The sequence below is a fragment of the Streptomyces sp. NPDC038200 genome (genome assembly GCF_055600785.1).
In genome coordinates, this window is sequence record NZ_JBVJYH010000002.1 from 15,146 (window position 1) to 27,363 (window position 12,218).

Consider the following 12,218-nt stretch of genomic DNA (forward strand, 5'->3'; position numbering starts at 1 on the left):
TGCCGCGTCCGCGGCCGGCCCCGCGGAGCCGCCGGGCGTATTCACCGTAGACAGGCGGGGGCCGGGGACGGCCAGCCGTTACCGGCATTGATGAGCAGTCCTTATGGATGGCGGGACGGACCGACGGCGGTCGGCATGCTGGCACGCGTGATCCCTCTCGGTGGTCCGTCGACGACACGCAGGGAACCGGCCACGGCACCCGGAGAACGTTCCGCGCTCGGCAGGCTCCTGACACGGTGCGCACGGCACCGGGGCCTGTGCGTCACGGCGGGAACGGCCGCGGCCCTCGGCGGACTCGCCGCGATGGCAGCGCCCCTGATGCAGCGCCGGCTGATCGACGCCACCGTGGCGGGCCGCGACGGCACACCCCGGACCCTCTGGTTCGCCGGGCTGCTGCTCACCGCGGGCGTCGCCTTCGGCGGCTCCGTGCTGCGCAGACGCGCGGCACAGGAGCTGTCGCTCCGGGTCGAGCACGAGCTGCGCACCGAGCTGTTCGCCGCCGTGCTGCGCAACGGCCCCCGCCACGAGGGGATGCCGACACCGCGCCAGGCGGCCACCCGCGCCATCGCCGACCTGCCGCCCATCACCTCGCTGCTCGGGATGGGGCCGCTGCTGCTCGGCAACATGGTGCTCGTGGTCGGCATGTCGGTGGCGATGCTCGTGCTGTCGCCCGCGCTGACCGCCGTGGCGGCCGGGCTGGGGGCCGGGCTGTGGGCGCTGTCCCGGCGGGGGAGGGACCGTGTCTTCCCGGCGGCCACGGCGGTGCAGCGGCGGGCGGCCGAGCTGGTCTCGGCGGTCCGGTCGGTCATCGCCGGCGCCCGCGTGGTCAAGTCCTTCGGCCGGGAGGCGGAACAGCACGAGCGGCTGGCCGAGGCGGCGCGTCGTCTGATGGCGGCGCAACTGGCCCGCATCCGGCTCACCTCCCGTTTCGACCCGGCCCTGCAGGCGCTGCCGACCCTGGCCCAGCTCGCGCTGCTGGCCCTCGGCGGCTGGCTGGCCGTGCACCACCGGCTCAGCGTGGGCACGTACCTGGCCTTCGCCTCCTACCTCGGACAGCTCATCGCCCCGGTGCGGATGATGTCCCGTCTGGTGTCGGTCGGTCAGCAGGCCCGGGCGGGCGCCACACGCGTCTTCCAGGTCCTCGACGCGGACGGGCACGGCGGTCCGGACGCCTCCGGACCAGGACCCGCCCCGGGCCCGCTCGCGGCCACGGGCGGCCCCCCGGGCGTGCGGTTCGCCTCCGTGGCGTTCGCCCACGGCGGCACCCCGCTGCTGCGGGACTTCAGCCTGGACGTGGCGGCCGGCGAGACCGTGGCGCTCGTCGGGCCGCCCGGGGCGGGGAAGTCGACCGTGGCCCGGTTGCTGGTCCGGCTGCACGACGTGCGGGACGGGCAGATCCTGGTGGGCGGCCGGGACGTGCGCGAGCTCGATGTGCGCGCCCTGCGTGCCACGGTCGGCCTGGTGCCGGAGGACCACGTCGTCTTCGCGGACACCGTGCGCGCCAACATCGGCTACGGCCGCCCGGGAGCCACCGACGCGGAGATCCGGGCCGCGGCACGCGCGGCGCGGGCGGACGAGTTCGTCCACGCCCTGCCCCAGGGCTACGACACCGTCCTCGGCGAACGCGGGGTGTCGCTGTCCGGCGGGCAGCGACAGCGACTGGGCCTCGCCCGGGTGCTGTGCGGGAACCCCTCCGTCCTCGTCCTGGACGACGCGACGTCCGCGTTGGACCCCGCCCTGGAGGCAGAGGTGCACGACGCGCTGCGGCGGGACTTCGCCGAGCGCACCGTGGTGCTGATCGCGCGCCGGCGGGCGACGGTCCGCCTGGCCGACCGGGTCGTCGTCCTGGACGAGGGCCGCGTGGTGGACTCCGGCACCCACGAGGAGCTGCTCGGGCGCTGCGCGGTCTACCGCGGGCTGTTCCCGGAGGACACCGCCGCCGAAGCGCGGGAGGCTCGGCCGGCCCCCGCACGCGTTCCGGCTCCCGTACCGGCCGCCACGGCCGCCGCGCCGCCCCCGCCGGACGCGGAGGACATCGGGTTCCGGGGTCTGCTCAGGCGGTACAGGTGGCCGCTGGCGGCCTGCGCGACGCTGGTCGCCGCCGACGCGCTCGCCGGTCTGGGGGTGCCGCTGCTGGTCCGTCGGGCCATCGACGCAGGCGTACGGCACACGGACTTCGGGGCCGTCGCCGCGGCGGCCCTGGTCGGGCTCGGCGTGGTGCTCGCCGACTGGGCCGTCAACGTCGTCCAGGTCCGACTCGCGGGCGGCACCGGTGAACGGCTCATGCTCGACATCCGGGTACGGCTCTACCGTCATCTGCAGACCCTCGGACTGGACTACTACGAGCGGGAGGCGGCCGGCGCCACGCTCAGCCGGGTCACCACCGAGCCGGACCTCCTCGCCGGATTCCTGCAGACCGGCCTGGTCTCCGTCGCGGTCAGCGCGCTGACCGTGCTCAGCGTCGGCGGTGCCCTGCTGTTCACCGACGCCGCGCTGGCATGCGCGGTCCTGCCCGCGTTCCCGCTGCTCGTCGTGGCCACCGTCCTCTTCCGCCGCCGCATCGTGCCGCTGCACCGGCGGTCCCGGCAGGACCTCACGGCCGTCAACGCCTATCTGGAGGAGAACGCCGCCGGAGCCGAGGCGGTGCTGCTGGCCCGCCGGGAAGAGGCGAACACCCGGCGGTTCACCGAACTGAGCGCGCTCTTCCGGGACGGCCGTGCGCGGGCGCAGCGGCTGGTCGCGCTGTACTTCCCCCTCGTCCAGCTGGTGACGGACCTCGCCGCGGTCGTCATCCTGGTGACGGGACTCCACCGGGTGGCCGCGGGCACCCTGAGCACCGGCGTGCTGGTCGCCTTCCTGCTCTTCCTCAACCTGCTGTTCTCCCCCGTGCAGCAGCTGTCCCAGCTCTTCGACAGCTACCAGCAGGCCGCGGTCGGCATGCAGCGCATACGGGACTTCCTCGCCACGCCGGTCTCGGTGCGCTCTCCCGCGCACCCGGTGCCGGTCGGCCGGCTGCGCGGCGACATCGTCCTGGACGACGTCCGGTTCTCCTTCCCCGGCACGGCCACGGAGGTCCTCGCCGGTGTGAGCCTGCGCATCGCCGCCGGCGAGAGCGTCGCCGTGGTCGGTGCCAGTGGCGCGGGCAAGTCGACGCTGGTGAAGCTGATCGCCCGGCTGTACGAGGTCACCGGCGGACGCATCGTGGTGGACGGCGTGGACATACGCCGCTACGACGTCTCCGCCTACCGTCGGCGCCTGGGATCGGTGCCGCAGGAGCCGTACCTCTTCGGCGGCAGCGTCCGGGACGCGATCGGCTTCGCCGCCGACGGGGCGGCACAGCGGGCCGTCGAGCGGGCCGCCGAGGCCGTGGGAGCCCATCGGACCATCGCGGCCCTGCCCGGCGGTTACGCGTACCCGGTCGAGGAGGGCGGGACGAACCTGTCGCTCAGTCAACGCCAGCTGCTCGCCCTGGCACGGGCCCGTCTCGCCGACCCCGACATCCTGTTGCTCGACGAGGCGACCTCGGCGACCGACGCGCACGGCGGCCTCGGGGGCGCGGCGCCGGCCGGGCAGGCGCGCCGTACCACCGTGATCGTGACCCACCGGCCGGCCGTCGCGGCGCGGGCCGACCGGATCGTCGTGCTGGACCACGGGGTCGTGGCGGAGGACGGCACGCACGAGGAGCTTCTGGCGCGTGACGGTGTCTACGCCGCCATGTGGCGGGCGGACCGGTCGGCTCCCGCCGGGACCGCGCCCGGGACGGTCAGCGGGCGCGGAGGGCATCCAGCAGCGTAGCGTCGCCCTCCACCCGGAGCCGGTCCGCGGCGGTCGCCCGGCCCCACAGCACGAGGAGGAGATCCTCGGTGGTGCCCTCGGCCACGCAGTCGGGTACCGGGCCGGCCCCGGGGGAGTCCGGCGGTGCGGAGAGGGACACGCCGGTCTCGCGCACGGTGACCCGCCAGTGCGCGGCCGTGTCGGAAGCGGTGAGCGCGACGGTCCCGGCGGGTCCCGTGCGTCCGGCGTTCCGTCCGCCCGGCAGGAAGGTGTCCAGGACCTCCGCCACACCGTCCGTCCCCAGCGCGGTGCCGATGGCCGTCGGCACGCCCAGCGCGTTCTCGGCGTCCCAGCGGTGGAGCGCCGTCTCGTGGGCCATCCGGCGGTGCCAGAACAGGGCCACCGGCGGCCGGCCCGCCCAGTTCCAGGCGGGCGTGGTCGGCGACACCGCCTCCAGCTCCTCCGCCATGGCGGTGAACTCCCGCTGCCACCAGGCGAGGACGGGGATGCCCTCCGGCACCTCCGGCCGCTCGTGCCGGGGGGTGCTCTCGGTACGGCGCCGCAGGTGCTGACGGTGCCAGCGGTACACACCGGCGACATGGGCGACGAGGTCGGACACCGTCCACCCGGGGCAGGAGGGGACCGCCGCGTCGAGCCGCGCGGTGTCGACCGCGGCCAGGAAGCGCGCCGCCTCCTGTCGGAAGGCCCGCAGCCACCGTTCCTTCGTCCAGAGGGCATCGGTGGACTCGGCCGTGCCGTGGATGGCTGTCATGCGTCTGCTCCCCCTGCTGTCTGCCTGCGGTCGGAACGGTGCGGCGCACCGGTCCGCGGGATCTTGCGGAGTACGACCAGCTCCCGCTGCGTACGCCGGGTGCGGGGCCGGTCCGGATCCGGCATGGCCCGCAGCCGGGCGACGGCGGGGCCGATGGCGCGTGCGCGCTCGGCGGCGCCGAGCGCCCACAGGAAGAACGGCGCACCGCTCTCCAGGAAGGCCGCCGCCTCGGCGGGCGACTGCCGGTGGTACGTCGGCTCGAACCGGCCGGTGTGCTCCACGGTGAACCCGGCCTCCGGTGCCAGCAGGCGCAGGCGAGCCGAGCGGTCGTCACGCCGCCCGTCGCCGTCCAGGCTCTGCCACACCCGCTCGTACACGATGCCGATCGGGTCGTCGGCGGGCAGCAGCACACCGGAGGCGATCACATAGCGGCCGCCCGGCACCAGGACGCGTGCGACCTCGGCGAGCACGGCGGGGGCGTCCGCGACCATCTGGAGCACCCACACACTGACCGCCTGCTCGATCGACGACGCCCGGAAGGGCAGCCGGGCGGCGTCCGCGGCGACCACCGCGGGGCCGAGCCGCTGCCGGGCCCGCACCAGCATGGCGGGCGACAGGTCGAGCCCGTACACGGTGTGGCCGAGGTCCGTCAGCGCCCGGCCGACCACCCCGGTGCCCGTTCCGACGTCCAGGACGGGCGCGCCCGGACGCAGGAAGGGCGCGAGCCGTGCCGCGACCTTGCGGCCCCGCTCCTCGCCGCCGCGCGTACGGTCGTAGCTGGGTGCCACACCGTCGAACCCGTAGGACGCGGCGGCACCGCGGCCGGCGTCGAGCCCGCTCACCAGCCCATGCCCTGTCCGCCGTCCACGGGCACCATGGCACCGGTGATGTAACCGGCCTGCTCGCCGGCGAGGAAGTCCACGGTGGCGGCCACCTCCTGGCTGCGGCCGAACCGCCCGAGCGGCACGTGGGCACGGATGTCGTCGCGGACCCGGTCCGGTACCCGCCGCGTCAGCTCGGTCTCCACGAAACCGGGCAGCACCACGTTGGCCGTGACGCCGTGCGGCGCCACCTCCCGGGCGAGGCTGCGGGCCAGACCGGTGAGCGCGGCCTTGGCGGCGGCGTAGCCGCTCTGCCCGGGGACGCCGACGGTCGCGGCGACGGAGGACACGAAGACGAGCCGGCCCCAGCCGCGCTCGGTCATGCCGGGCACGACGCGCCGGGTCGCGTGGAAGGCGGCGAACAGATTGCCCCGGACCAGTCCGCGGAAGGACGCGTCGGAGGTCCGGGCGAGAAGGGCGTCCTCGGCGGTGCCGGCGTTGGCGACCAGCACCTCCACCGGTCCGAGCCGCTCCTCGACCTCCCGCACCGCCGCGTCGACGTCGTCTGCCTCGGTGAGATCGCAGCGCACCGACAGGAGGTCCCCGAGGGCACCGCCCGACCGGGAGAGCACCGCCACCCGCCGGCCGCTCTCGCGCAGCCGTGTCGCCGTGGCCAGGCCGATTCCTCTGCTGCCGCCGCAGACCAGGGCGACGCGGTCCCGCCGCGCCACCGACCCGTTCCCGTCCATGGTCCGCCTCACGCCGGGTCTTCTCCTTCCGTGACCGCGTGCCGGGCGGCCCGGTCGGAGACGGCGAGCGCGTGGTCCAGGTCGGCGTCCGACAGCGCCGCGCACACGTACCAGTGGTGGTTGGGATGCAACAGCAGCCCCTCCCGGACGGTCCAGGTGTAGAAGTGCCGCTTGCAGCGCTGGGCGCGGGCGTCGTCGTCGAACTCCAGGAACGGCATCTGGGGGGCTCCCACGACGCGCGCGGGCAGGCCGGTCCGCGCGATCACGCCCCGCAGACCCGCCTGGAGCCGGGTCCCCAGCGCCTCGACCCGCGCCAGGGCCGGGGTGGTGGCGAGCACGTCGAGGGTGGCCAGGCTCGCCGCCATGTCCAGGGAGTTCGCGAAGAACGTGGACGAGATGTGCACGTTGGCGAGTTCCCGCAGCACGTCGGCGCGACCGGCGACCGCCGACACCGCATAGCCGTTCGCCATGGCCTTGCCCACGGTGACCAGATCGGCCCGCACCCCGTACGCCTCCTGGGCCCCGCCCAGACCGAGCCGGAAACCGCTGCGGATCTCGTCCAGGACCAGCAACGCGCCGTGCCGGTCCGCCAGTTCCCGTACTCCCTGGAGGAATCCGGGAGCGGGGAGCGTGGTCTCGAACGGCATCATGAGAACGCACGCGACGCGGCCGCGGAAGCGGTCCAGGACCTCCTCCAGCGAGGACAGGTCGTTGTACCCGAACGTGGTCACCTGGTCGGCCACGGTCCGGGGCACGCCGGGGCTGCGGATCGCGGCCCAGTCGTGCCAGCCGTTGTACCCCCAGCGGACCACCACGTCGCGGCCGGTGAACGCCCGGCTCAGCCGGACGGCCGAACTCGTCGCGTCGGAACCGGTCTTCACCAGCAGCGCGGTCTCCGCGTGCGGGATCACCTCCGTGAGCCGGCGGGTCAGCCGCTGCTGCGCCGGCCGCAGCATCGACAGGGCGAAGCCCTGGCGGATCTCGGAGACGGCCGCGTCGTCCACCGCGCGGTGTGCGTGCCCCAGGATGATGGTGCCGTAGGCGAGGATGAAGTCCAGGTAGCGGTTGCCGTCGACGTCCCACACGTACGCGCCCTCGCCGCGCGCGGCGTACAGCGGGTACTCGCCGTCGATCAGCCGGTCGCTGGGGATCACGTCGTCGGCGGTCGCCGCGATCGCGTCGCTCGTCGCGGCCTCGGCCGCCAGCCGGACCGACTCGGTGAGGGGCAGCGGCGGCGGTGGCGCGGGGCGGGTGGCGGTCCGGGTGTCGTGCAGCGTCATCGCGAACTCCAGGGAGAGAGGCGGTGCGGATCAGGCGGCGGACGGTGTGGTGAACCAGCGGAGGGTGTCCTGCGGGGGCTGGTCGAAGGACCACTCGGTGACCTCGGCGAGGCGGGCGGCCAGCCGCCGGGGCGCGGCCGGGGGCGTCCGCGGCACCGGTTCCCCCGCGTGCGCGGACAGGGCGGCCAGTACGGAGTGCAGGGCCCCTTCCAGGGACTCGAACTCCTCCAGGCAAAGCGTGTACACCTGGCGCGAACGGAACCGGTGCAGACCGGTCAGCATGATGCCCAGCTTCTTCGCCCGGCTCGCCGCCGTCTCCAAAGCCGCGACGAGGGGGGCCAGTTCGGGTGAGGCAGGGAAGTCGAGCGCGCGGGCGAGGGTGAACAGCTGGGGCTGCACGTCTCCGAGGACGAAGACGTGCAGGCCCCGGGCGAGCGTCTCGGGCAGCGGCTGCCGCAGCCAGAGCGCGCGGAAGCCCGCCAGCTCCGACAGGTCGGCGGCCAGCCGGCGCGTACCCCCGCCGAGCAGCCGCTTGGCCGTGGTCGCCGGATCGTCGTCCCGCGGTACCGGACGCGGTTCGACCACCGCGACCCGGTCGAACGCCCGGCGCAGGGAGTCGGTGAGCGGCAGCGTCCGGCGGTAGCCGTCGTCGGGCGACGCGTCGGTGTCCAGCACCTCCAGCCCGCCGTCGTCCCACCGCACCGCCAGCACCATGTGGTGGTGTGCCGGGCCCACCCCGTTGAACTCGTCGCCGGGCCAGTGCAGTCCGTTGGGCGAGAGCACCGGGTAGCGGTGCCGGCGCAGGAGCGTCGCCAGTTCGTCCCAGCCGATGCCGCCGGGCACCGTGCGCCACTCCAGACGGCATCCCGGGAAGTCGCCGAAGGGACCGCGATCGCGGTCGCTCCGGGTCAGGTCCAGCGGGGTCGCCAGACTGGCGGCGATCTCCCGGGGGGATCGGCCGTGATGGGCGAGCACGGCCTCCACGCACCGCAGGAAGCAGCTCAGACCGTCCAGGCCGACGTCCTGCCAGCCGAGCGCCGTCGCCGGATCGAACCGCGGGCTGCCGGCAGCCTGACTCATGGGCGCGTTCCTTCCTGTCGTCCCCGTCGTACCTGTCGTGTCTGCCGTGCCTGTCGTGCCCGTCGTGCCCGTCGTGCCTGTCGTCTCGGTCATGAGGTCTCCAGCTCCCGCCACAGCCGGGCGGTGTGCACCTTGTTGGTGCCGGTCCGGGGCAGCTCCGGGCGGATCACCAGCCGCGTGGGCACCTTGTACGCGGACAGCCTGGCGGCGAGATAGCGGCGCAGCTCCAGCTCGCCGACCCCGCTCGCCGCGACGAAGGCGAAGAAGCCGGTCTCCGCGCTGCCCGTGGGGGGACCGGTGACCAGGCAGTCCCGGACGTGCGGATGACTGCGCAGCACCGCGTCGACCTCGACCGGATCGACCTTGCGCCCGGCCACCGACACCCGCTGCGACAGGCGTCCGGTCAGCACGAGCCGGCCGTCCGGCAGCAGCCTCCCCCAGTCCCCGGTGCGCTGCCAGCCGCCGGTGAACGTCTCCCGGGTGAGGGCACCCTGACCCCAGTAGCCGCTGTGCCGGCCGGGCCCGCGCACCCACACCTCACCCTCCGTGGGCCTGTCGGCATCCCCGGGCCGTCCGATCCGCACCCGCACGCCGGGCACGGGGCGGCCGACCGACTCCAGGTCGCCGGGGTCGGCCAGGGTGATCACGGCGTTCTCCGTGGCGCCGTAGTGATTGCTCAGCGCGGTACCGGACGCCTCCCGCCACGCGTCGGCCGTCGCCCGGTCGAGCCGTTCCCCCGCCGAGACGCACAGCCGGGTGGTGTGGTCGGCCGACGGCAGGTGGGGGAGGAGCACCCGGTAGAGGAAGGGCACCGACTGCACGACGGTGGGCCGCAACTCCCCGATCCAGTGGCCGAGCTCGGCCGGGCCGGGGGGTGCCGGGGCCAGTGCCACGGTCGCACCCGAGAGCAGACCGGCGACCAGGGCGATACCGAACGCGTAACTGTGGTGCAGGGGGGTGGTGCACAGGATGACGTCCTCCGGGCGGTAGCCGGCCGTATCCGCGAAGGACGCGCACACCGCGACGGTGCTCGCCCAGTCCCGGCGCACCACCTTGGGCAGGCCGTTGGTGCCGGAGGTCACCAGGCCGAAGGGTGCCGCGGGACGAGGCGCCGAGGGGCTCCGGGGGCCGGTGGACGCGGCGGCGCGGTCCAGGACTCCGCAGAGCCGGGCCAGACGGGTCGTCGCGGCGATCTCGGCGGGGGTGCTCCGGGGGTCCAGGAGCACCGGGGAGAGCCCGGCGCGCGCGAGCGCCAGCACCAGCACCACGTCCCGGACGGCGTTGCCCGTGGAGACGCCCCAGCGTGGCGCCGCCCGGCCCGGCACCGGGGGGACGTCCAGGCCGCGCGCGGTGTGCTCCACCGCCTCGGCCAACGCGCGGTAGCTCAGCGAACCCCGCCCGTCCACCAGCGCGGTGGCCGTCGGGCGCACGGCCGCCCACCGGCGTATCCGGTCGTCCAGTGACTCAGGCATCGGCGTGCTCCTCGTCCGCGGGGTGCCGGACGAAGCCGACCGAGGACCTGCCCTGGCGGATGGTCCAGTGCCGCAGCCCCTCGGCGCGGTACCGCCGGATCAGGTCGAACGGAGCCACCGCGGAGGGCGCGGCGATCTCGCCCGGACCGCCCGGCTCCGCCGGGCCGCTGCCCCACCGCGTGACCTGGATCCCGCCGGGGCGCGGGTCGAGGACGGCGCAGGCCACCGCGAGCAGCCCCGCCTCACCGGTCTCCGGGAAGGCGGACGCGGACAACGCCGTCGGCCACTCCACCGCGACGGCCAGCACCCGGGCGCAGGCCCCCTCCCGCAGCAGATCGGCCCCGTGCCCGAAGGTGTCGACACCGCCGGAGGCGCCGGAGAAGGTGACGGACGGGCCGTCGAGACCGCGGTCGATGGAGAGCGCCGAGACCAGCGCGTGCGGCGTGTAGTGGAGGAAGGCGCGCGGATCGAGCCAGCGCGCGCCGGGCCCGCGGACCGCGGTCAGGATGGCCTCCGCGGTCACCCAGGTGGCGTGCCGGCTCGCCAGGACGACCGCCGTCTCCCCGGGCGCGTCCGGCAGCCCGGCCAGCGCCTCGGCCACGGTCTCGCGCAGCACCGGCAGCACCCGGTCCCGCACCGGCAGTCCCCGGTCGGCCGCGGCGGGCGTCGCCCGCTCGCGCACCAGGGCCGGCCCGGTCACCCGCACCGGGCCGGGACACGGGCCACGGTCAGGACACATGCGCCGCCACCTCCCGCCGCGCACCGGCCGGCACCGGCCCGGCCCGGTCCGCCCCCAGCACGACCGCGGCGTTCACACCACCGAGCCCGCAGGACACCGACACGGCCACCTCGGGCGGCCGGCCCGGGGGCCGCCCGCCCAGGTTGTGCTCGCGCCACGCGGGGTCGACGGAGTCCAGCCCGAGCGTGGGCAGGACCTCGCCGCACTCCAGGGTCGCCAGTGAGACCACCGCCTCCACGACGCCCGCCGCTCCCTGGCAGTGACCGATGGCGGCCTTGGAACTGACCACCGGCAGGTCCCGCAGCAGCCGGTCGCCGAACACCTCGTACAGCGCGGTGAGTTCGGCGGCGTCCCCGTGCCGGGTCCCGGCCGCGTGCGCGTTCACGTAGTCCACCTCGGCCGGCCGGCGGCCGGCCTGCCGCAGGGCACTGCGTACGGCGGCCGCCACGCCCTCGGTCTCCGGACGCGCCGGCTGGGCGGCGAGGTTGTTGGCGGCCACACCTTCGAGCCGGCCCCGGGTCCGGCCCCCCGCCGGCGCGGCCGGCTCGATCACCAGGGCCGCGGCCGCCTCGGAGATGCGGATGCCGGACCGGTCGGCGCTGAACGGCCGGCAGCCGTGCGGGCTCAGGGTGCGCAGAGCCGCCAGACCGTAGAAGCCGGCCTCCGTGATGACGTCGACCCCGCACACGACGACCCGGCGCACCCGGCCCGACGTGATCATCCGCCGGGCCACGCCCAGTGCCACGCAACCGGCCGCCGAGGTCGTGGCGACGGTCATGACCTGGCCGGTCAGACCGCAGGCGGCGGCGACGCGCTCCTCCAGCGGCACCCCCCGCGGGGTGGTCCCCCCGGTCTGCCAGCCGTCCCACCGGCCACTGACCTCGGCTCCCGTCTCGTCCGTGGTGGCCAGGATCAGAGCGGTCCCCTCACCCCGCGCGTCCGCGTCGGCGAGCGCGTCGGTGACCGCCGCCGTCGCGAGGGCGCCCATCCGTTCCGGATGTCCCGGTCCAGGCAGGCCGGGCTCGTGCGGCACGAAGTGGGCGAGGCCGGTGCCGGCCTGCGCGGTGTCGAAGTGCTCGATCGGGCGCGGACGGGCCCCGCCCGCCGACAGCGTCCGCCACAACGGGCCGATGCCGCGCCCCGCCGGGGTCAGTACGCCCACGCCGGTGACGGCGACGCCCGCGCCCGGAGCGGCCCGTCCGTCTCTAGTCATGGCGCTCGGCCAGATGACGGACGAGGGAGTCGATACAGTCGGCGGCCTCCCAGAGGTCCTTGCCGGTGAGGGTGTTGGAGGCGTCGCGCTGCTCCAGTTCGGCGAGCACGAGCACGATGTCCAGGGAGTCGATGCCGAGTTCGTCGAAGCGGGCGTCGGCGGGCAGGCTCCGGGCCAGCTCCGGTCCCACCCGGGTGCCGAGCACCGTCCGCACCCGTGTCTCGAGTTCGGCCAGAACGGCTTCTCGCGTCATGAGGTCTCCGTGCGTTGTCGGGTGGCCCGGGCGGGCCGGACGAGGCTGACGGGGAGCGGTCGCCG

10 protein-coding genes are annotated in these 12,218 nt (G+C 75.3%); 1 reads left to right on the forward strand and 9 read right to left on the reverse strand.

The window, feature by feature from the left end; genetic code table 11:
- Positions 1-135 precede the first annotated feature (135 nt).
- Positions 136-3,795, forward strand: coding sequence for an ABC transporter ATP-binding protein (locus ACZ7KF_RS05260; RefSeq protein ID WP_471069602.1), 3,660 nt, complete (start codon positions 136-138; stop codon positions 3,793-3,795).
- On the opposite strand, the gene ACZ7KF_RS05265 is transcribed toward ACZ7KF_RS05260, so the two are convergent.
- The 9 genes from ACZ7KF_RS05265 to ACZ7KF_RS05305 all read right to left on the reverse strand — a co-directional run bounded on the left by ACZ7KF_RS05265 (position 3,764) and on the right by ACZ7KF_RS05305 (position 12,153).
- Entirely contained in the window at positions 3,764-4,546 is a 783-nt protein-coding gene (locus ACZ7KF_RS05265; protein WP_471069603.1) for a maleylpyruvate isomerase family mycothiol-dependent enzyme, read from the reverse strand. The genes ACZ7KF_RS05260 and ACZ7KF_RS05265 overlap by 32 nt on opposite strands.
- Positions 4,543-5,388: a class I SAM-dependent methyltransferase gene (locus ACZ7KF_RS05270; RefSeq protein ID WP_471069604.1), complete on the reverse strand. Its 846-nt coding sequence runs from the start codon at positions 5,386-5,388 to the stop codon at positions 4,543-4,545. Before ACZ7KF_RS05270 ends, ACZ7KF_RS05265 begins: the two co-directional genes overlap by 4 nt.
- A complete protein-coding gene (locus ACZ7KF_RS05275) occupies positions 5,385-6,116 on the reverse strand; it encodes an SDR family NAD(P)-dependent oxidoreductase (RefSeq protein WP_471070008.1) in 732 nt (243 codons plus the stop codon). Before ACZ7KF_RS05275 ends, ACZ7KF_RS05270 begins: the two co-directional genes overlap by 4 nt.
- Before the next feature lie 8 nt (positions 6,117-6,124).
- Positions 6,125-7,396 carry an aspartate aminotransferase family protein gene (locus ACZ7KF_RS05280; protein WP_471069605.1) on the reverse strand — a complete coding sequence of 424 codons (1,272 nt, stop codon included), beginning with the start codon at positions 7,394-7,396 and terminating at the stop codon, positions 6,125-6,127.
- Between the two features lie 30 nt (positions 7,397-7,426).
- Positions 7,427-8,476, reverse strand: a complete 1,050-nt coding sequence (locus ACZ7KF_RS05285) for a hypothetical protein (RefSeq protein ID WP_471069606.1) — start codon at positions 8,474-8,476, stop codon at positions 7,427-7,429.
- 89 nt (positions 8,477-8,565) lie between these two features.
- On the reverse strand, positions 8,566-9,948 hold the full coding sequence (locus tag ACZ7KF_RS05290) for a class I adenylate-forming enzyme family protein (RefSeq protein WP_471069607.1): 1,383 nt from the start codon (positions 9,946-9,948) through the stop codon (positions 8,566-8,568).
- Positions 9,941-10,687, reverse strand: a complete 747-nt coding sequence (locus tag ACZ7KF_RS05295) for a beta-ketoacyl synthase N-terminal-like domain-containing protein (RefSeq protein ID WP_471069608.1) — start codon at positions 10,685-10,687, stop codon at positions 9,941-9,943. Before ACZ7KF_RS05295 ends, ACZ7KF_RS05290 begins: the two co-directional genes overlap by 8 nt.
- Positions 10,677-11,900 (reverse strand): beta-ketoacyl synthase N-terminal-like domain-containing protein, encoded by a 1,224-nt coding sequence (locus ACZ7KF_RS05300; RefSeq protein WP_471069609.1) that lies wholly within the window; start codon positions 11,898-11,900, stop codon positions 10,677-10,679. The genes ACZ7KF_RS05295 and ACZ7KF_RS05300 overlap by 11 nt, the downstream gene beginning before the upstream one ends.
- Positions 11,893-12,153, reverse strand: a complete 261-nt coding sequence (locus ACZ7KF_RS05305; protein ID WP_471069610.1) for a phosphopantetheine-binding protein — start codon at positions 12,151-12,153, stop codon at positions 11,893-11,895. Before ACZ7KF_RS05305 ends, ACZ7KF_RS05300 begins: the two co-directional genes overlap by 8 nt.
- Positions 12,154-12,218 lie beyond the last annotated feature (65 nt).